Origin of the sequence: Acidianus ambivalens (assembly GCF_009729015.1) — an archaeon.
Lineage (GTDB): Archaea > Thermoproteota > Thermoprotei_A > Sulfolobales > Sulfolobaceae > Acidianus > Acidianus ambivalens.
Map to the genome: position 1 here is coordinate 1,802,409 of NZ_CP045482.1, position 20,340 is coordinate 1,822,748.

Here is a 20,340-nt window from a genome sequence, read left to right on the forward strand (position 1 = left end):
ATTTCTCTATTTAAAGAAAAAAGGGAGTATTATTAGCCAAAGAGATTTTAAAATATAGCCTTAAGATACCCTCCATCTACCGGTACTATTGCACCAGTAACGTAAGTTGAGAGAGTTGATGCTAGAAATATTATAACATTTGCTATTTCTTCAGGATTAGCGGGCCTACCTAAAGGAACATCTTTAATGATTTCCTTTAACGCTTCTTCCTCAGTTTTTCCTTCTCTTCTTGCCTTATCTTTTACAAGTTGATCCACTCTTTCTGTTAATGTCCATCCTGGCATTACACCATTTATCAATATCCCTTTAGGAGCTAGCTGCCTAGCTGCAGATTTTATTAAACCTGCTAAAGATAATCTGATTACATTAGATAAATCTAGATTATCCAGTGGTTGCTTTAACGTAATTGAAGTTGAAAGAATTATCCTACCTCCTTTAGTCATTTTCTTTGCAGATTCTCTTACTGCTACTACTGCACTCATTAACAACAAATTAAAACCTTGATACCAATCCTCGTCAGACAGCTCAAAAATATTACCAGGCTTTGGACTCCCAGTTACGTAAGCGAGAACATCTAATCCTCCTAAAATAGAAGAACCTTTATCTATTAGATTCTTAACTTCCTCTGGCTTGGTTAGATCTGCCTTAACGTAATAAACTTCGTCACTTATTTCCCTAAGTTTCTCATAGCTCCTTACTAAATTCCTCTCGTCGTGAGAAGATATAACTACCTTAGCCCCTTCCTCTAAAAATCTTTTCGCAGTAGCAAAACCTATACCTTTACTTGATGCCGTCACAATAACTCTTTTATTTTTTATTCCCAGATCCATTTTTCTCCAAGAAGTAATCAAGAGTAAATACTTTTGAGTTTAGCCTTTCAGAAATTTTCTTAAAATCTGAAAATAGCTCATCTCTAAGAGAAGGATTGTAAAGTGCTGCTGCAGGATGATATGTAGGGAATACTGAAATTGTTACATTGTCATAATTCCATGTAAAGAACTTTCCTCTAACTGCAGAAATCGACTTAACTTTTATCCCAATTTTTCCTAGGATATAAGTAGTTGAATGCTTACCCAATGTGACGATTATTTTAGGTTTAATAATTCTTATTTGCTCGTCAAGATAAGGAGAACAAGCTATTATTTCATCCTCCTCAGGATCTCTATTATTAGGAGGACGGCACTTAACTAAGTTTGTTATAAAAACGTCTTTCCTACTCAAGCCTATCGAAGACAATAATTCTGTTAATAATTTGCCGGCAGCTCCTACAAATGGTCTGCCTTCCTCGTCCTCATTAGCCCCAGGGGCTTCACCAATTAACATAATTTCTGCATTAGGATTACCTTCACCTGGAACAGCATTTTTCCTAGTTAAATGGAGTTTACATTTAGTGCATTCCCTCACTTGCTTTGCAATTTCTTCTAGTGACATAATCATTTACTTGTTGAAAGCTTCTTATATGTAATGTTGCTTGAAAGTGAAGCTAGAATAGTCATAATAACTGCGATTATTCCAGATATAATATAAATTACTGAAAAGGAATAATCTGAAGGGATGTTTGTAACGACATAAGTTAAATGATGATTATAATTAACTGGAACTTCTATAGCTGTTGTAAAAGTATCCATTATTGAGCCAGCTATTGCTGGGCCGAGACTTCCACCTATTAATCTAAATACTGTATTTATAGAAGTCGAAATTCCCATAACTTCCCTTTCTACTGAAAAAGTTAGGAGATTTATTAAAGCAACATTAAGGAACGCCGCGCCTAGCATCGAAATCGAAGAAATTAATATGATTAACTCTATTGGAGTCGAAGAGCCATTATAAACTAGTAACGAAGTTATGAAGTACGTAGGAACTAAAATTCCAGAACCTAAAACTAGGATTGGCTTAGGTCCTTTTAATGAAATACTCCTTCCAGCACTAATAGCTCCTATTATTTGTATTAATGCTAATGGAAGTAAAGATAGCCCCGTCATGAAAATATCCAAGTTATATCCTATAGGGGTCGGCTCTTCAAACAAGTAAGTTAAGGATTGGTAAGCCATGAATATAGCAAATCCTGCTACTACTGCAGCTAAGTTAGATATTAAAACGTTTCTCCTTCTTAATAAATTTACAGAAATTAGAGGATATTTGACTTTAGTCTCAAAAAATATAAAAACACCAAATAAGAGCATGGATAAAGTTAGTAAACTTATAGTACTAGGTGAAGTCCAACCCCAGCTAGGTGCTTCAGTTGTTCCTATGATTATTCCTGCTAAAGACGTACCAAGAATTCCTGCGCCTATATAATCTATTTTATAACCTTGTAACCTTACTCTAGATTCCCTTATTTCCTTAATTATCAGTACCGCAAGTATTATTACTAAAGGAATAACAGTGTGATAAGTATATTGCCAACCCAATGTTTGCGAAATATATGCACCTATGGGAAGAGATATTGCACTACCTATTCCAAACATTGCGCTTATAGTACCTTGAGCTTTCGGAACTAAGTTAGGCGGAAACTCTTCTCTGATTAGACTAAACGCTAGTGGAAACATTGCTAAGCCTAGCCCTTGAATTGCCCTAAATATTATGAGTGCAATAAAATTAGGCGAAAATCCAGTTAATGTCACTCCTAACGCATAGATCCAAATTACAATACTCAGAATCTTTTTCTTACCATAAATATCTCCTAGTTTTCCTGCTATTGGGTTCATTATTATCCCACTTAACAAATAAATTGAAATTACCCAACTCACTTGAGATGCAGTTACGTTAAATTCTCTCTCTATTGAAGGAAGTGAAGGTATTAACATTCCTTCAGTATACATTACCATTATTGCTAATGGAGCCATGATGTAAAGCGCTTTTTTAGCATAATTTAGGTCATAATCCATGTTAGAACGTATTTTAGATATATCTAAAGTTTATAAAACTTAGCTAAAGCCAGTTTAAATGATAATTAACATTTAATCAACACCTTTTTCACAATAAATTAAAAACGAGTTCAATTACTGTACAAAGTTATTAACTGGCTCGACTCTTATTAAATTCAGATCATCGACCCTTTCTTCACTATTCTGTTTATGTCGGCATCATCATGTACCCCGTCCGGCTGTGGGTCTTCATTAAAGCATTACTGCTTTTCAGACCCAAATAGGGGACGGGGCATTTTAATTATTTTGTAAACTCTATATAAAAGGATTATTAAGACTACTTGACCTAAATCAAATTGCAATGCCTTAGCACCGTTATATATTATTTCCACAAAGAATGGGAGAATGTACATTTGCGGATGCCAAGTTAAGTAAATTACAGCATAATTTAAATAATTGAGAAAAATGAAAGAAATTGCAGATGAATCAATTATTATATTATACCAAGGATTTTTACTACCCCAAAGTATTACTGCAGATATTATGAAAACCATTAAAGAGATAAAGGCTGAAAATGAAACTCCTACTGCATCACCTAAATTGTAAATTTTACCGTCATAAGCATAAACCTTTGGTTCATCCAACGGGGCTAAAGGACCTAGGGAAAGAGATATTAATATCAGAACTACTGCTACTATCCCTACTGTCATGTAATATTCTCCTTTAGTCGTAGGAGAAAAGCTCATAGGTAAAGCTTTATGCCTTTAATATATAGGTTTTTTCATATGTCGTTTTCAAAGAAGTTTTACGATATGCAGGACTTTATCCTATCAAGGACTGCACTAGAAAAGGTAAAGAGACATGTAGAGGAAAGGAAAGAAAATAGTATTTATAAATGGATTTCATCAGAATTAAATTATTTCATCAATAAATACGAAAATGAACCAGATTTGAAAGAGTGCATAAAAAGGGTAAAAGACGGAATATTGGCAGAAAATTATAGTTACATTCTACAAGGTTCCAAAGAATGCATAGAAATTCTTTCCAAAAAAATTAATGAGCTTTACGAAAGTTTAATGGAACAAGACCAGTAGTCCATTAATATTTTCATACATAATGTAAATGGCTACGGCTATAATTATTCCAGCAAATATTTTCCTTAACATTCCTCTAGGCATTCTTGATGCAATAGAAGCTCCTGCATATCCTCCCGCTATTCCACCTACTAAATAAGCTATGCTGACTAGTGGAAGAACGTAACCATAATATGCATAAACTGCTGCCGACGTTATTCCAAAAGTTCCTACTGAGATTAATGATGTTCCTACTGCCTTAATCATACACAGTCCAGTGCTGAATAAAAGTCCAGGCACTATTAGGAATCCTCCACCTATTCCAAAATATCCAGATGCAAAGCCCACTATGAAACCCGCAGGAATTACTTTCTTTATTGAAACGTCGGAGGTTAAGGATTTTATTGATAAAGCTGAGAACCCTCTCAAACTTATTTGAGTTGTTTGAGTTTTGGTAATAGTTCTTGTTTGTTTTTGTGGCCTTAACATAAGTAAGGCTACAGCTATCATTAAAATTCCGAAGAAGAACAACAAGGATTGCCCGGGAGTTATGTGACTAACATATCCACCTAATGTTGCACCCGCTATTCCCGGTATAGTGAACATTATACCTTCTGGTAGCCTCACATTCCCTTTCCTAAAATGCATGTAACTATTAATATACGCATTCAATCCTACAGCAAGTGCAGTGGTTCCTAAAGCTACATGAGCAACATAATTTGAGTATTCATGTGCCAAAGTAGGATTTGATGCATATTGCGGAGGAACAGTAGCCAACCCGACGAAATACAGTAATAAAGGCACTGCTAGTATTGAGCCTCCCCCGCCAATTAAACCCAAACTGAATCCAACGAGAACTCCTGAGATTATAGCGAGAATATATTCGATTGGGGTAACTACTATTGTTATCATAACTTTATTCTCTTTACTTTATATTTTAAAAAGTTTCGATTGTAAAAAGTTAAGGTATTTCTTCTCCATGAGGACAATTTGAAGGCTTCCCAAGAAATATGTATAATTTCTCAATTATCTCTTCTGGAACCATTAAGTCAAATTGCTTAGAATACTCACAAGCTTCATCCTTACTCATCCCTAATTTAACTAGGAAAGATTCTATTACTCTATGAGCTCTAATAGCTTTCATAATATATTGTTTTCCTTCATCGGTAATCCATATTTCGTTCTTATCCTTGGTAACTAAACCTTTTTCAGCAAGATGGTTTAGCTCTTCAAATGCACTGGCTGGAGCTACCTTAACGTCCTTAGCTATTGCAGTCAACCTTGCCGGCTTTCCACTATCGTTATACCTCTTAATTACTAACAAGTATTGTAGTTCCCTATGGGAGTACCTCATCAAATTTATATTACCTAAGAAAATAATAAACCTTCACCATGAGTTTACTAATAATATCTCTTCTTTATTTAGGCATAATGCTGATACTAGCAAAATTAATGGAAGAGGCTTTTTCCAGGTTAAGACTAGTACCCTTCGTCGGCTCAATATTCTTAGGAATTATTCTTGGTCAAGGAGTTCTTGACTTTATAAAGATTAACGAAATAATCTCTTTCATAACGTCTTTAGGTATAGTATTTTTACTATTTTTAGCTGGTGCAGAAGAAATAGGATTAAATGAAATAAATACTGATAAAAGCGTTTTAATATCATCTATCATACAATTAATATTACCATTTACACTTCTCTTTCTTTTGTTATACTTTCTAAAAATACCAAATGCAATACTTCTTTCAATACCATTAGGTATGACAAGTGTAGGACCATTAACTAGGTTGCTTCTTGACTTAGGAATATCTAAGGAGAAAATAGGCGTCATGTTATTTTACGAGGGAACAATAGTAGAAATAACTTCAGTAATAATTTTTGCAATTATAAGTAATTTTGCAAAGAATTTTGCAATTACAATTTTAGAAATTCTAGGTATTATACTTGGTATATTTTTATTGTCGCCCTATATAGCTAAAGCTCTCGAAAAAATAGAGATATACATAAATGCTAGAGAAGTTGAGTTTGCAAGTACAATATCTTTAATTCTTATAATTTCATTTATATCTGAGATATTTAGCTTTAATTCTGCTATATCTGCATTATTCCTAGGGTTTTTACTTAGAGATTATTTTAAAGATAGAAAAGATCTTTTAGATAAACTTCACGGATTTACTTATGGATTTTTTGAACCGTTATTTTTTGTTAGCATAGGACTTTATTTCACAAAATTGAATTTTTCCATACTCTCTATAGGCATTATAATAACAGCAGTAATAGTCATAAGTAAATTCCTAGCTGGGTTTATATCCGCTACCCTGGTAAAAGTTCCACGTGTGATTAACGCATTAGGAACTTCTACTAAAGGAGGAGTCGACGCTTCGCTATTAATTAGTGCGCTGAGTTTGGGCCTTATAAATCGAATTGAATACTCGTTCTCAGCATTGGCAATATCAATTTCAGCTCTTTTAATTCCATTAATATTCAAGGCAACATCAGGTTATAAAGTAAAAACTAGACAAAGAAATAAAAGTCTTATTGAAAATAAAATTTCAGATATTTTACCTAGTTTAAAGTATGTGACTGCTTCTTGCGAAGAGAACTTAAGAACTGTTATTCAAAAAATAAACGAGTTAGGAGTTAATGCCATAATTGTATGTAATGAGAGAAAAGTACTAGGATATATATCTACAGAAGAGCTGTTAGAAATAGAACCATCAAAATATGAAGAGTTAAGAGCTTGCGACGTCGAACTTCATGAAATTATTACACTTTATGACAATGAGAATATAAAGAAACTCCTAGACACCTTCAGAGAGAAAGAGGTTCCCGTTATAGGAGTTTTGAATAAAGATGGAGAACTAGTAGGCACCGTATATGAAAGAGATCTACTTAGATTATTATTAACGTTAAAGATTTAATCTACAATTCTTGCAGAGAAGTATGAAAGGATTATTAACAGCTTTAGTTACTCCGTTTAATTCTTCTGGAGATTTAAACTTAGATGCCCTTGATACGCTTATAAAGTTCGATCTAAGTAGAGGAGTTGATGGTTTTTGGGTTCTAGGAACTACTGGAGAATTTAATATGCTCTCAATAGAAGAAAAGATGCAAGTCGCTAAGAAGGTTATTGATTTAGCTAAAGGTAAAGTGTTATTGGGAGTTAACGAAAATTCAACATATAATTCTTTAAAACTAGCAAAATATTTTGTTGACTTAGGAGTAAATGGAATTTTCTCTGTGCCCCCGATATATCATAAACCTAGCGAAAAAGGTTTAATTCATTATTATGAAGACTTAGGTAAATTCGGAGAGGAGGTTTACGTGTACAATATTCCTTCCTTAGTAGGATATAATATTCCACTTACGGTATTACAGAAGCTTGTAGAAGATGGAATTATACAAGGTATGAAGTATACTACTTCCGATTTTGAGAGTTTAATAAACTACATGAGATTCTTGAAGAATTTAAATAGCAAATTTGAGTTTTTAGCGGGAAATGATAAATTTATTCTTATATCATTACTTTACGGTGTAGATGGAATAGTATCGGGAATCTCAAATTTCGCCCCAGAAGTTGTTTCTCAACTTTATAAAAATGTGAAGGAAGGTAAAATTACTGAAGCCTTAAAACTTCAAGAAATTGTAGACAAATTGGTCGAAGTTACTTCTTTAGCAGATTATCCATCAGGAATTAAGATTGCTTTAAGATACAGAGGAATTGACGTAGGAAGTAGTAGAAAACCTTTAGAAGAAAATATAACTGCTGACTCTGCAATTTATCATACTCTAAAGGAATTTAACTTATGATGAACTCGATGAAGGATGAATGGATGAATAGAATATCCCCGGCTGATCTAATTAACATAAATTTGCAAGTACTGAGTGCATGAATTAACCTTTATTGGAATAATTAAGAGCGAATCTTTTTGTAAATTGTTAAGTTTTATACTTATTGATAGTAAAATTTTATTATTAGTCATATTTTCATAGATTGAACAAATATAATAATATCCTTCTCCTGCAGGTATACTTACATGGATATCGCAAATATTTGAATAAACATGAATTGATATATTAAAGGTTATTTTAGAATTTCCAGAGTTAGTGCACACAAATCTGGGTAAAATATTAAAGCATACACTATTTTTCATTGAACTAGGATATACGATAAAAGTATCTGCTGGGCCATAATAAAATGATGTTACATTAGATAAGGAAGCTGGTGCATAATATGTAACACCTGCTTCAGAATAGTTTATCTCTAAGTTCCGATAGTATGCTAGCATATAAAGATTTCCGTACTGTTTATTAGACGGCTGAGAATAAAATTCAACAGGCATCATTAGGACTACGAAGAAGGCTATTATTATAGCAAAAACTAAGCCTATTATTACCATTAATAAAGGACTCACAAAATCTACCTATTTTTAAAAAGTTTTATACTTATTCATCATATATACAGTTGTATACAAACAGATTTTTATTTTAGTGTATAACATATTTTGATAACATGGAGAGCATTAATAGCAATGAGACTAGGAAGAAAATTTACTATTATCTCCTTAAACAGGGAAAGCCAATAGGATTAAAGAAAATCCAGAGGGATCTAGGAATAAGCTCGCCGTCATTAGTTCATTATCATCTAAAGAGGCTTGAAGAACAAGGTCTAGTTAAAGAAACTCCAGAAGGTTATGTAATTAATAAGGTTATACTCTCAGAATTTGTAAAAGTTGCCAATCATTTAATACCAATTTCAGCATTCTGGTCCTCCTTTTTCCTTACTTCATTAGTTCTAGAGATCGCTCTTTTATTAACTGGAAGAATAATTGATTCTGCGGTTTTTGGCTCAATAATAATTGGAATTTCTTCTGCATTAAGCATAAAGGAACTAATTAAAAAATACAAGGAGATTAAACTCTAGTAATATAATAGTAAAGGAGAATTATACTTAGAGTTGTAAAAACTGATATTGCAAGCGAAGGATAGATTATAATAGGATTTCTATTTGAACTCCACATGGAAAATGCAAATAAATCTGATACACTATCTAAAGTTAGAAATATTGAAACTACTAGCAATACTGAAAAGACTCTGCTTCTGTTAAACTCCCTCCTAAGTTTGTAAAACTCTGCAAATATCAATATAGATACAATAACTGATATTATAGCAAGGGTAATATGAATGTACCAGATCTCAAACATAAAATAAAAGTAAGAACAGAGTTTATAAAGAATTTACCCAAATCGCATGCTAAATTATAGTCAGAAAAAGTTTAAACATTTTAAACACAATAAACTTTTGAGTAATATGGAAAAGAGAATAAAGGTTATAGTTGCAAAACTTGGTTTAGATGGCCATGATAGAGGTGCTAAGGTAGTAGCTAGAGCATTAAAAGACGCAGGGATGGAAGTAGTTTATACTGGATTAAGACAAACTCCTTCTCAAATAGTTAAAACCGCGATCCAAGAAGACGCAGATGTTATAGGAGTAAGCATCCTAAGTGGAGCACACTTAGAGCTAATCCCACCATTAATTAATCTCATGAAAGAAAATGGATTAACTGACGTAGGTCTAATAGTAGGCGGAGTTATACCACCTCAGGACGTTGAGAAACTAAAAAATATGGGAGTAGATGAAGTTTTTCTACCCGGATCAAGCTTAAAGGAAATCGTTGAAAAAGTCAAAAAGGTAGCTGAAAAGAAAAGAGGTATAAAAATTGGACAAACTACTTGAAAATGCGTTAAAAGGAGATGAACTTTCTATATCTAGAGTACTTACAAGAATTGAGTATATGACTGACGAAGGAATGAAATATTTAGAAGAATTAAGTAAAAAAGCAGGTAGTGCTCATACGATAGGAATTACTGGAATTCCCGGAGCAGGAAAGAGTACATTAATTTCATCATTAATCGAAGAATTCTCAAAACGAGGGAATAAAAAAATAGGAGTTATTATGATAGATCCCTCTAGCCCCATTTCTATGGGCTCATTTATGGGAAATAGAATAAGAATGCAAGATAAAACGATGATGAACAACGTTTTCATAAGGAGTATTGCTTCTAGGGGCCATTTAGGTGGAGTATCTTCTGAGGCTATAATGCTAATTGAGGCTATGGACGGCTTAGGGTTTAATCCTATAATAGTTGAAACCGTTGGAGCGGGACAAACGGATACAGAGGTAGTCTCAAGTGTACATACCATTACAGTTGTTAACGTACCAGGTACTGGAGATGAGATACAAGCATTAAAGGCGGGAATAATGGAAATAGGAGATATATATGTAATAAATAAGGCAGAATATCCAGAAGCTGATGTACTTTATGATGAAATAAAATTTGCAATAGACAGCGGCAATTGGAATGGTTGGAAGCCATTAGTTCTTAAGGTAAGTGCATTGAAGAAGATAGGAATAAAAGAATTAGTTGACGCAATTGAGACTCATGAAAAATATCTAAAAGAAAGCGGGAAGTTTATCAAGAAAATAAATGAAAGAAGAAAGAAGATGATAGAACTAATTATAAGAAGGAAAATAGATGAGAAGATAAATGAAGTAATAAATAAAGAAGTACTAGATAACTGGACTGATCTTCTAACCATAGTAAATAGAATATACGATGATGTGAAAAAATCATTATAGATTATCTTGGTATAATACCTCTTCTTTTCATTTCCCTAACTACGAGTTCTCCAATTCTTGAAAGACCATAATACTTATGATGCGTTCTTGTTTCTTTCTTAGGCTTTGATTTTCTGTCCCCAAATTTTATTATCTTAGCTTTTGCTTCCTCTAATAATCCCATCCTTTCTAGCTCTTCTAATTTTGGAGTAACTTCCTCTAGTGTCTTGTGAGTTAATTTGGCATAAGTTAAAGCGTGATCCGCATTTAACTCTTCTGCAAGCCTTAAAATATCCTTAGCTAAATCGTCATTTTTCACTAAATCAATATAAGCTTTAATTAGTTCCTTCTCATCTAGATTCCTTAAAAGATGATCTCCTTCTCTTGTAAGCCTATAATACGTATGATGTTTATGTACTTCAGAACTTAATTTGAACTTTGCTTCAGTGTTCTTTAGTGTGGCTCCATGTACTCTTTCTATCAAACCTAGGGCTTCTAATTTATCTAGAATATCTACAACCTCTTGAATAGGTATTTTCGTGTTTAGCATTATTGATTTTCCGTAATCTACATTAGCTTTCTTTAAATGTTGAAGAACTTGTAAGTATCGCTTATCTTTTAAAACTTCCTTGAGTTTGTCTTTTAATTCCTCCTCCATCATAAGCCCTTCAAGAAGTCCTTTATTTGTGAATTAAACCCTTCTGGATCGTCTAAATAACAAGCGTGCTGGTTACCTACGTTAACGAACTTAGCTGTCTTGACATATTTCATGATTAATTCTGCATTCCTTTTGGGTGAAGTAGTATCGTGACGCCCCCATATTAAAAGAATTGGTAGACCATCTAGGTTCTTTAGCTTGCTTTCATAGTAGCTTACTCCTACTGCACCAACCAGTATTAATCCTCCTAACTTATCAGCATGATCTACAGCGTAACCTAAAACTGCTTCTCCTCCCATAGACGCACCAAGAAGAATTGGTTTTTCCAATTTCATTGTATCCATGAAATCTCCTATAAATTCAGAGAGTGACGAAAAGTTACCTTCTTCAGATTTTCCAAATCCTGGAAAATCTATTGAAATTGCCCTATATCCTACTTCAGCTATTGCAGATATAGTTCCTACTTCTTTCCAAGTGTAAGCATTAAACCTTGCACCATGATGAAGAACTACTGGTCTTCCACTTCCTTCTTCAAGGTAATGAATTTTGGCTCCTTTTACTTCAATGAATTTATCTTCTAACTGCATACATATATCTGCGAATTAAAAAGATATAAAGTTTCTGAAGATTTTGTAGATTTTTAGATAAAAAACAATTTCGACGAAAAATTAACTAAGATGAATAACGTATAAACATTTTTAAATAAAAGTTTATAATTGTTAAAGATATAATGATATCGATCCTACATGACAAAAGTATTAGTCTTGGGAGGAAGATTTGGAGCTTTAACTGCAGCATATACGTTAAAGAGATTAGTAGGGAGTAAAGCTGATGTTAAAGTAATCAATAAGAGTAGATTCAGTTATTTTAGGCCGGCTTTACCACATGTTGCTATAGGAGTAAGAGATGTCGATGAACTTAAGGTTGATTTGAGCGAGGCATTGCCAGAAAAAGGAATACAATTTCAAGAAGGCACAGTAGAAAAGATTGACGCTAAAAGTAGCATGGTATATTACACAAAGCCTGATGGCTCCATGGCGGAAGAAGAGTACGATTACGTAATTGTTGGAATAGGTGCGCATTTAGCTACAGAACTCGTTAAAGGTTGGGATAAATACGGTTACAGCGTTTGTGAACCAGAATTTGCAACAAAACTAAGAGAAAAACTAGAGAGCTTCCAAGGAGGAAATATAGCTATAGGTTCTGGGCCATTCTATCAAGGACATAATCCAAAGCCCAAAGTTCCTGAAAATTTTGTACCAAATGCTGACTCTGCTTGCGAAGGGCCAGTCTTCGAAATGTCCTTGATGCTTCACGGCTACTTCAAGAAGAAAGGAATGCTAGATAAAGTCCACGTTACAGTATTCTCACCAGGAGAGTACTTATCAGATTTATCTCCTAACTCTAGGAAAGCAGTTGCAAGCATATATAACCAACTAGGAATAAAGCTAGTTCACAACTTTAAAATAAAAGAGATAAGAGAACATGAAATAGTAGACGAAAAAGGAAATACAATACCTGCAGACATTACAATATTACTTCCACCATATACTGGGAATCCTGCATTAAAGAATTCTACTCCAGATTTAGTTGATGACGGTGGCTTCATACCAACTGACTTAAACATGGTTTCAATAAAATATGACAACGTTTATGCTGTGGGAGACGCAAATTCAATGACAGTTCCGAAGCTAGGATATTTAGCAGTAATGACTGGAAGGATTGCAGCACAACACTTAGCTAATAGATTAGGTGTGCCAACTAAAGTTGATAAATACTATCCAACTATCATGTGCGTAGCAGATAACCCATACGAAGGATACGCAGTATCAGTAAAGGATGATACTTGGTATGGAGGAACAGTGAGCATAGCTGACCCTGCTGCAGTAAACCACCTTAAGAAGGAGTTATTCACTAAATATTACATGTGGACTAAGGGAGATATGGCACTAGAAAAGTTCTTGGCCAGCTGGTGACATAAAACGGCAGAAGTTGAGCTTACAGCTCTAGACGAAATTCTAACTCCCGAAAAACTACTAAGCGTCAATCATGCACTAGAATTCCTAGAAAAGTTGGACAAACTAGGCCTTATAGATGTAGTTAATGGACTACTTAATGATGAGGAATATCTAGGGAAAATAATGGGTGCAATAGTAAACGATAAGACTCTTACTCTAATAAATAACTTCGATAAACTTACTGGATTGCTTGACTTTTTCATGGACGCAGAAACTATGAATAATATAAAATACGCCCTTAGTCTAGTAGGCAAACTAAAAAGTTCTGGAATTATAGATCCTATAATAGGAATTTTACAAGACGAAGAGTACATGAGCAAAATAATGGGGGCAATAGTAAACGATAAGGTACTGGAGTTGATAGGCAAATGGAATAATATAGTTGATCTTATATCTGATCTAACTGACGACGAGACCCTTTCTGCGATAAAATCTGTAGTCGGATTACTTAAAGATCTAAACAAAACAGGGATCTTAGATCCTATAAAAGGTATATTACGCGATGAAGAGTATATGGGAAAAATAATGGGAGCATTAATTAATGACTTCACATTAAACTTAATAAGTAACTGGAATCAGATAACATCAGATTTATCTAAAATAGATCTAACAAATTTCAAGTATTATATACAACTAATAAACTCTATTGGAGAAGGATTGAAAGAAGGAAAGACAATGGATACTATAAACTTAGTAAAAGAGATTGCAAAAGAGCAATCAACAGTCAACTTATTAACGGCAATAGGAAATGCGTTAAAAGCTGAAAAAGTAAAGCCTATCGGATTAGGTGGACTATTATCAAGCTTAAGAGATCCACAAGTTCAGAAAGGCTTAGGAGTAGTAATAGAAATCTTAAGGAATCTTGGGTCATATTATAAGTCATGAATTAAATAATCTATAATTTTATCATTTTTTGATGTAAATACCTCTAAGTCGAATGATTTTTCTATTTTTAAATATTTAATTAAGTTTGAAGTTCTTATTATCCAGGGCGGGAGAGAAAACAATGAAATAACTTTCCTAAATTCCTCCCCTTTTATCACAAAAGCTTTAGCGGGCGAAACTAAGAAGACGTGATCAACATTAATTGCAGAAGGAATAGGAGCTGAAGCGTCATTGTACGATTCTATTATTTCATCATCTCTATGTTGAATGCACGATTCTGCAATGTACCAAGAATTATTAATAGTCTCCCTCAACTCGTTACTGGATACAATCTCTGGTTTAAATTTCTCATAAATTTGCTGAAGAACACCTTTCATTGTTTTGGGAATTAGATGAGTTTCAGTAGCATAATATTTATTATTATTTCCACAAGAAATTCTAATCATTACTGGATAACCGTTAGTCATAAGGGAATTATAATATTCTACATTAAAGTTCAATATTTCTAAGTCTACAGGAGATAATAATACAGCAAAAGGATTTATTTTCCTTATATCCTCATTTGTTTCATCGTAATATTTTAAAGCATCATTCCCTACTAATATTCCAAGATCATAACTTCTTAATAATGTATTAAAACTATACCAAGCGTTATGGCCTGCAACCGGCTTTAGCGGAAATAATTTTATTCCAACAGCTTTTAACTCTCTTATGAGCATCAGTGAAAAAGTCGTTTTACCAGAATCAAAGGACAACAATCCATTTACTAGGATTTTCATAATGTTCTCATTTTCACTAGTCGTTAAAAAGTAAGCTTCAAATACGCAAAAAATAAAATAGATGTCATGGAAACTCCTAAAATAAAGACTTGGAAAGGAACTACTACTGTAGGCATTTTGGCGAAAGATGGTGTAGTATTAGCAGCAGATAGAAGAGCTAGTGAAGGATTTTTTGTTGCAAATAAGATGGTGAGAAAGATACTATATATAACAGATAATATTGGTATAACCACAGCAGGAAGCGTTGCAGATTTACAATTCCTATATTACGTATTAAAAAATTTATATCATTATAATTATATCTCAGGTAATAGGCCTACTACTGTGAAAGCTTTAGCAACATATCTAGCTAATACTCTTTCTCAGACTAAATATTTCCCTTATTTAGTTCAGATTCTGATAGGAGGATATGATACTCAGCCTAGATTATACAACTTAGATTACTTTGGAGATATGACTGAGGAAAAATACGTTGCTACTGGATCCGGTTCTCCAGTAGCAATGGGAGTTCTGGAAGATGAATATAGAGAAGATTTAACTGCTGATCAGGCTATGGATATTGCAGCAAGAGCTGTTCTATCAGCAATAAAAAGAGATTCTTATACCGGAACCGGAGTTATTGTATCAAAGATAACTAAAACTGGCCATGTAGAAAAGGAAGTCTATTTAAGGAAGGGAGCAGTTAATGCAAGTTAAATCGAGTTTCAAGAATGAAGAATTCATTCCAGTAAAGTATACATGTGATGGAGAAGATATATCGCCACCTTTAGAATGGGATAAAGTAGATAATGCCAAGACTTATGCAATAATCGTAGAAGATCCTGATGCACCAGCTGGTACTTTCATACATTGGGTTATTTATAATATAAAGGGTAACTCATTACCAGAAAATATTCCAAAAAAAGAGAAAAGTGAATACGGAATTCAAGGGATTAATGACTTTGAACTAGTAGGATATAATGGACCTTGTCCCCCACGAACTCACGGTGCTCATAGATACTATTTTAATGTATACGCTTTAGATACTGAATTGGATTATAAATCTAAGATTACCGCAGACGAACTTAAGGAAATGATGGAAGGTCATATTTTAGCTACTGGTAGCATAATGGGTAAGTACAAGAGGAAGTGAATCCTTTTTAATTTTAGGCAAGAATATTTGTCTCGATGGAAGAAGAAATCCTTTGGGCGGAGAAATATAGGCCAAGAAGTTTAGACGATATAGTTAATCAAAAAGACATAGTTGAAAGATTAAAAAGATTCGTGAAAGAAAAAAACATGCCACATTTACTTTTTGCTGGTCCGCCTGGTACTGGTAAAACTACTGCAGCGCTAGCTCTAGTTCACGATTTGTACGGAGATTCCTATGAACAATTCTTTTTAGAATTAAACGCAAGTGATGAAAGAGGAATTGATGTAATTAGGAATAAAGTTAAAGAATTCGCCAGGACTATGGTTTCATCCTCTGTACCATTTAAAGTGATTTTACTTGATGAGGCAGATAATATGACAGCCGATGCTCAGCAAGCATTAAGAAGAACAATGGAGCTTTATACAGAATCCACAAGGTTTATACTCGCTTGTAATTACTTAAGTAAAATAATTGACCCTATACAGTCTAGGACTGCACTCTTTAGGTTTTATCCACTAAAGAAAGAAGACGTAGTTAGCAGACTTGAGTTTATAGCAAAAGAAGAGAAAGTCGAATACGATGAGAAAGCACTAGAGACTATTTACGATATTACTATGGGTGATATGAGAAAAGCGATAAATACGCTTCAAGCAGCATCAGCTTATGGAAAAGTTACCGTTGAGGCTGTTTTTAAGGTTCTTGGACTTGCACAGCCTAAAGAAGTTAGAGATATGCTAAAGCTTGCGTTATCTGGAAAATTCATGGAAGCTAGGGAAAAGTTGAGGTCATTACTAGTTACATATGGACTATCTGGTGAGGATATAGTTAAACAACTTCATAGAGAATTGACTTCTAATGAGTTGCAAATTCCAGAAGAGTTAAGAGTATTATTAATGGATTACATAGGTGAGGTTGAGTTTAGAATAATAGAAGGTGCTGATGATGAAATCCAACTGTCTGCATTGCTAGCTAAAATAGCTATTTATGGGAATAAATATGTAGGGTCTTCTAAATGACTTTACCATGGATAATAAAGTATAGACCTAAGTCCTTAAATGACGTTGAAAATCAGGATGACGTAAAACAAGAGTTGAAAAGATGGATTGAAAGCTGGTTATCAGGAAAGCCGGAAAATAAGGCTTTATTACTTTATGGTCCACCAGGGACTGGAAAAACTACATTAGCTCAAGCTTTAGCTCATGATTACGGTTTAGAATTATTAGAAATGAACGCTAGTGATAGCAGAAATCTAGAGGCAATAAAAAATATAGCACAAAGAGCTGCAGTAAGTGGTAGCCTTTTTGGCGCAAAAGGAAAGCTAATCTTTCTAGACGAAGTTGATGGAATAAATGCAAGGCAAGATATGGGTGCGATTCCAGCAATAGCTGAACTAGTTCAAAAGACTAAATATCCAGTATTACTAGCTGCAAATGATCCTTGGGATCCCTCTTTAAGAGAATTAAGAAATCTTGCAAAATTAGTTGAAGTTAAAAAACTTGGTAAATATGCTTTGAGGAAAATTCTTGGAAAAATATGTACTTCCGAAAAGTTGCAATGCGATGACGACGCTCTAGACGAAATTATAGAAATTAGCGATGGAGATGCTAGATATGCTATCAACCTTTTAGAAGCCACAGCGGAAGGATTTAAGAAGGTTACAGTAGAGAGTGTAAAGGAATTCGCCAGAAGAAAAGAGAGCGAATTAGATCCTTTTGAAACCGTAAGAGGAGTGTTTTGGGCAAAATATGCTTGGCAAGCTAAAAATGCAGTAACTAATTCTCAAGTGGATTATGATTTACTCATGAAATGGTTCTCAGAAAACATACCAGTTCAATACGATAATATGGAAGATGTATATAGGGCATATGATGCCCTTGCTAGGGCGTCAATATTCTTATCTAGGGCAAAGACTTCTAGCTGGGATATGTTAAGCTATACTTTTGATATGATGGGACCTGGAGTTGCCATGGCTGAAATAGAGAAACAAAATCCAGGTTGGAAACCTAAGTGGAGGAAATACCAGTTTCCTCAAACTATTCAATTGCTCTCTAAATCGAAATCCAATAGAGAGATTAGAGATAAAATAGTTAGCAAAATAGCTAGTAAAATTCATTCATCTGAGGAGAAAACTCTAAACGACGTATATCCTTTATTCTTGCAATTTTATAAGAAATATGAAGATAAATTGAGCAAAGATATGGATTTATCCCCAGACGAGATTAACTTTCTTAACGAAATAACTGGTAAATCTCAGGAAGAAGAAGAGAAAGAAGAAACTAGTTATAGCAAAGCTAGTGCTACATCAAAAAGGTACTATAGTAGTGGAGGAAGGAGATATACTACTAGGAAGAAGAAATCTTAAGCTTATTAACGACTTTTATTCCATCAATTTGAGTAGTTGTATATTGGCCTTCTTCATTTTTCTCATATTTTTTAACCATATCCCATATTGTAAGTAATGCTACAGACGTAGCAGTTAACGCTTCCATTTCGACTCCAGTCTTATAATGTGCCTTTACTTCCGTTCTAACTTTAACTTTATCCTCTTCTAGTTCCACATCAACAGCTATCGATTCTAAAGGTATAGGATGACACATAGGTAATATTTCGGGAGTTTTCTTTGCAGCCATTATTCCTGCTACCTTAGCTACAGCTATTACGTCTCCTTTCTCTATTTCTCCTCTTTTAATTTTATCTATGGTCTCTTTTTTTAATTTAATATAACCTTCCACTACAGCTATTCTAAGTACTGGTTGTTTTTCACTAATATCTACCATTCTTGCCTCTGTCATAAATCATCTAATTCTTCTAATAGGTTCTTTAAGATAATAATCTTTTGATTAGTATAGTTCAATCTGACTATTTTAGCTCTTTCACCAGATAATATCTCTATATATCCCTTTTCACTTAAGTAATTTAATTCCCTCTTTAGAACATTAAATTTTACTCTAGCTAGTTTTGATAAATTTGATATAGGAAGATCTCCATATTTTATTAATGTATAAATAATTTTAAATCTTATAAAATCATTTCTGCTCTGAATTCTTCAACGCCCCTATCAATTTCGTTACATAATCGTCTAATTCTTGACTAGCAGGGAATGTTAATGAAAGTAAAGTCGTTCTCCCTCTCATTCCTTTACCGCTCTGTTGTGTATTAATTATTCCCATTAGTTTTAGTCTTCTCATATATTCAAAGACTTGAGTATGCCTTCTAGGCTCTACGCCTAATAGCTCACATAGCCTTGAATATTCATCTTCTACTTCCCCTATGGGGAACGACTCTTTTTTCTCTCTTTTCGACAAGTTTATCAAAGCTTTAACTAATAGCATAGGATGCAATTCTAGATAATTTAATTCGTCTAAAATTATACTAGCCTCTTCATTAAGTCTTGAATTAGCCTTTTTTGCATGTTCTACTGTAACTATAGGTGAGCCTTCTGCATCGGCTATTCTTCCAGCCAATTCTAAAGTTTCTATTGAAAGTCTAGCATTTCCGCTTCCTCCTTTATCAAAGCCATTAATGTCAGAAATGAATCTTACAGCATCATCTGAAACTGTCCCGTCGTAAAATGCTATCTTAACTCTATCTTGTAAAATATCATATAACTCGTTTGACTTATACGGTGGAAATTCTATTATGTCTCTAGCTATATGGTCTCTTACTGTTTTATCTAGGCTTGATAGCGTAGTTAAATCTCTAATGATGAAAATATAACTTACCCTTTTTACATTGACTGCTAACTCGTCATATAGCCTTACAATAAAGTAAATGTCTTCTGGTGGAGATGAATTAAGGAAATAATCAAATTCGTCTAGAGTTATTATTACATACATATTTCTTCTTTCCAAATATTCGTGAATTATTTTGAAAACTTCTTGTGAAGATAAACCTCTAGGTGGTATAGATAATTTTAGTTGCTCTGCAATTTTCAAAGTAATCAAATATAAAGTCCTTTCTCTGTGGCAATTTACATGAGCATACTCAACTTTAATTCCCCTATTTTTAACTTGTTCTGCGAACGCTTTACCAAAAATTCTTGCAGTAACTGTTTTTCCAGTACCAGTCCTTCCAGTTATAACTACTCTCACTGACGATTTTCCTGGATCATTAACTATATCTCTAAATGCTATTGTTAACTCCTTTAGCTTATCTTCCCTATGAGGCAATCTTTCTGGAATATAATCTGGATTTAATTTAGATCCATCTTTCAACACACTGGGCGAGTTTAAACTGCTATTTATTATATCACTAGGTAAAGCCATAACTTTCACTCATACGATATTTTAGTGGTAATACTTTATATTT

25 protein-coding genes are annotated in these 20,340 nt (G+C 33.6%); 12 read left to right on the forward strand and 13 right to left on the reverse strand.

Translation table 11 applies throughout. The annotated features are described in order from the left end of the window. Positions 1–47: 47 nt before the first annotated feature. From D1866_RS10160 to D1866_RS10175, 4 genes are all read right to left on the reverse strand, one after another. Positions 48–830: an SDR family oxidoreductase gene (locus tag D1866_RS10160; protein ID WP_152939601.1), complete on the reverse strand. Its 783-nt coding sequence runs from the start codon at positions 828–830 to the stop codon at positions 48–50. Beyond that, positions 808–1,434: a type-4 uracil-DNA glycosylase gene (gene udg / locus D1866_RS10165; RefSeq protein ID WP_155861232.1), complete on the reverse strand. Its 627-nt coding sequence runs from the start codon at positions 1,432–1,434 to the stop codon at positions 808–810. Before udg ends, D1866_RS10160 begins: the two co-directional genes overlap by 23 nt. Then, the gene (locus D1866_RS10170; protein ID WP_152939606.1) at positions 1,434–2,888 is read right to left on the reverse strand and encodes an MFS transporter; all 1,455 of its coding nucleotides are present in this window, start codon (positions 2,886–2,888) and stop codon (positions 1,434–1,436) included. Before D1866_RS10170 ends, udg begins: the two co-directional genes overlap by 1 nt. A 239-nt stretch (positions 2,889–3,127) precedes the next feature. Then, on the reverse strand, positions 3,128–3,613 hold the full coding sequence (locus D1866_RS10175) for a hypothetical protein (protein WP_152939608.1): 486 nt from the start codon (positions 3,611–3,613) through the stop codon (positions 3,128–3,130). A 39-nt stretch (positions 3,614–3,652) separates the two neighbouring features. On the opposite strand from D1866_RS10175, the gene D1866_RS10180 reads away from it, so the two are divergent. After that, on the forward strand, positions 3,653–3,961 hold the full coding sequence (locus D1866_RS10180; protein WP_152939610.1) for a hypothetical protein: 309 nt from the start codon (positions 3,653–3,655) through the stop codon (positions 3,959–3,961). Here D1866_RS10180 and D1866_RS10185 read toward each other — a convergent pair. Beyond that, positions 3,941–4,852, reverse strand: a complete 912-nt coding sequence (locus D1866_RS10185) for a sulfite exporter TauE/SafE family protein (protein WP_152939612.1) — start codon at positions 4,850–4,852, stop codon at positions 3,941–3,943. The two genes, D1866_RS10180 and D1866_RS10185, sit on opposite strands and share 21 nt — an antisense overlap. 49 nt (positions 4,853–4,901) lie before the next feature. After that, complete coding sequence (locus D1866_RS10190; protein ID WP_420809227.1) at positions 4,902–5,294, reverse strand: metal-dependent transcriptional regulator; 393 nt, start codon at positions 5,292–5,294, stop codon at positions 4,902–4,904. 38 nt (positions 5,295–5,332) lie between these two features. Between D1866_RS10190 and D1866_RS10195 the strand changes: the two genes are divergently transcribed. Both D1866_RS10195 and D1866_RS10200 read left to right on the forward strand, forming a co-directional pair. Beyond that, positions 5,333–6,862: a cation:proton antiporter domain-containing protein gene (locus D1866_RS10195; RefSeq protein ID WP_196773429.1), complete on the forward strand. Its 1,530-nt coding sequence runs from the start codon at positions 5,333–5,335 to the stop codon at positions 6,860–6,862. Positions 6,863–6,884: 22 nt separating this feature from the next. Next, positions 6,885–7,751 carry a dihydrodipicolinate synthase family protein gene (locus tag D1866_RS10200; RefSeq protein ID WP_152939616.1) on the forward strand — a complete coding sequence of 289 codons (867 nt, stop codon included), beginning with the start codon at positions 6,885–6,887 and terminating at the stop codon, positions 7,749–7,751. A 47-nt stretch (positions 7,752–7,798) separates the two neighbouring features. On the opposite strand, the gene D1866_RS10205 is transcribed toward D1866_RS10200, so the two are convergent. Further along, the gene (locus D1866_RS10205; protein ID WP_152939618.1) at positions 7,799–8,356 is read right to left on the reverse strand and encodes a hypothetical protein; all 558 of its coding nucleotides are present in this window, start codon (positions 8,354–8,356) and stop codon (positions 7,799–7,801) included. Between the two features lie 98 nt (positions 8,357–8,454). Here D1866_RS10205 and D1866_RS10210 point away from each other — a divergent pair, with 98 nt between their 5' ends. After that, positions 8,455–8,865: a winged helix-turn-helix domain-containing protein gene (locus D1866_RS10210; RefSeq protein ID WP_152939620.1), complete on the forward strand. Its 411-nt coding sequence runs from the start codon at positions 8,455–8,457 to the stop codon at positions 8,863–8,865. On the opposite strand, the gene D1866_RS10215 is transcribed toward D1866_RS10210, so the two are convergent. Continuing rightward, positions 8,855–9,145: a hypothetical protein gene (locus D1866_RS10215; protein WP_152939622.1), complete on the reverse strand. Its 291-nt coding sequence runs from the start codon at positions 9,143–9,145 to the stop codon at positions 8,855–8,857. The genes D1866_RS10210 and D1866_RS10215 overlap by 11 nt on opposite strands. 106 nt (positions 9,146–9,251) lie before the next feature. Between D1866_RS10215 and D1866_RS10220 the strand changes: the two genes are divergently transcribed. After that, positions 9,252–9,677: a cobalamin B12-binding domain-containing protein gene (locus D1866_RS10220; protein WP_152939625.1), complete on the forward strand. Its 426-nt coding sequence runs from the start codon at positions 9,252–9,254 to the stop codon at positions 9,675–9,677. Further along, the gene (meaB, locus tag D1866_RS10225; RefSeq protein ID WP_152939627.1) at positions 9,661–10,581 is read left to right on the forward strand and encodes a methylmalonyl Co-A mutase-associated GTPase MeaB; all 921 of its coding nucleotides are present in this window, start codon (positions 9,661–9,663) and stop codon (positions 10,579–10,581) included. The genes D1866_RS10220 and meaB overlap by 17 nt, the downstream gene beginning before the upstream one ends. Before the next feature lies 1 nt (position 10,582). On the opposite strand, the gene D1866_RS10230 is transcribed toward meaB, so the two are convergent. After that, positions 10,583–11,218 carry a DUF2250 domain-containing protein gene (locus D1866_RS10230; protein WP_152941340.1) on the reverse strand — a complete coding sequence of 212 codons (636 nt, stop codon included), beginning with the start codon at positions 11,216–11,218 and terminating at the stop codon, positions 10,583–10,585. Then, positions 11,218–11,805, reverse strand: a complete 588-nt coding sequence (locus tag D1866_RS10235; protein WP_152939630.1) for an alpha/beta fold hydrolase — start codon at positions 11,803–11,805, stop codon at positions 11,218–11,220. The genes D1866_RS10230 and D1866_RS10235 overlap by 1 nt, the downstream gene beginning before the upstream one ends. 159 nt (positions 11,806–11,964) lie before the next feature. Here D1866_RS10235 and D1866_RS10240 point away from each other — a divergent pair, with 159 nt between their 5' ends. Continuing rightward, positions 11,965–13,194 (forward strand): NAD(P)/FAD-dependent oxidoreductase, encoded by a 1,230-nt coding sequence (locus D1866_RS10240; RefSeq protein ID WP_152939632.1) that lies wholly within the window; start codon positions 11,965–11,967, stop codon positions 13,192–13,194. Between the two features lie 96 nt (positions 13,195–13,290). Continuing rightward, positions 13,291–14,121, forward strand: coding sequence for a helical membrane plugin domain-containing protein (locus D1866_RS10245; RefSeq protein WP_152939634.1), 831 nt, complete (start codon positions 13,291–13,293; stop codon positions 14,119–14,121). Here D1866_RS10245 and D1866_RS10250 read toward each other — a convergent pair. After that, positions 14,109–14,900: an ATPase gene (locus D1866_RS10250; protein ID WP_152939636.1), complete on the reverse strand. Its 792-nt coding sequence runs from the start codon at positions 14,898–14,900 to the stop codon at positions 14,109–14,111. The two genes, D1866_RS10245 and D1866_RS10250, sit on opposite strands and share 13 nt — an antisense overlap. A gap of 66 nt (positions 14,901–14,966) precedes the next feature. On the opposite strand from D1866_RS10250, the gene psmB reads away from it, so the two are divergent. From psmB to D1866_RS10270, 4 genes are read left to right on the forward strand one after another with little or no spacing between them, the layout of a single operon-like run. Continuing rightward, complete coding sequence (psmB, locus tag D1866_RS10255) at positions 14,967–15,596, forward strand: archaeal proteasome endopeptidase complex subunit beta (protein ID WP_152939638.1); 630 nt, start codon at positions 14,967–14,969, stop codon at positions 15,594–15,596. Then, entirely contained in the window at positions 15,586–16,032 is a 447-nt protein-coding gene (locus D1866_RS10260; RefSeq protein ID WP_152939640.1) for a YbhB/YbcL family Raf kinase inhibitor-like protein, read from the forward strand. Before psmB ends, D1866_RS10260 begins: the two co-directional genes overlap by 11 nt. Positions 16,033–16,067: 35 nt before the next feature. After that, positions 16,068–17,048, forward strand: a complete 981-nt coding sequence (locus D1866_RS10265) for a replication factor C small subunit (RefSeq protein WP_152939643.1) — start codon at positions 16,068–16,070, stop codon at positions 17,046–17,048. Next, positions 17,045–18,394, forward strand: coding sequence for a replication factor C large subunit (locus tag D1866_RS10270; RefSeq protein WP_152939645.1), 1,350 nt, complete (start codon positions 17,045–17,047; stop codon positions 18,392–18,394). The genes D1866_RS10265 and D1866_RS10270 overlap by 4 nt, the downstream gene beginning before the upstream one ends. Here the strand turns inward: D1866_RS10270 and moaC are convergent. Both moaC and D1866_RS10280 read right to left on the reverse strand, forming a co-directional pair. After that, positions 18,375–18,824 (reverse strand): cyclic pyranopterin monophosphate synthase MoaC, encoded by a 450-nt coding sequence (moaC, locus tag D1866_RS10275; protein ID WP_152939647.1) that lies wholly within the window; start codon positions 18,822–18,824, stop codon positions 18,375–18,377. The two genes, D1866_RS10270 and moaC, sit on opposite strands and share 20 nt — an antisense overlap. 234 nt (positions 18,825–19,058) lie before the next feature. Further along, on the reverse strand, positions 19,059–20,297 hold the full coding sequence (locus D1866_RS10280) for an ORC1-type DNA replication protein (protein WP_152939649.1): 1,239 nt from the start codon (positions 20,295–20,297) through the stop codon (positions 19,059–19,061). Between the last annotated feature and the right edge of the window lie 43 nt (positions 20,298–20,340).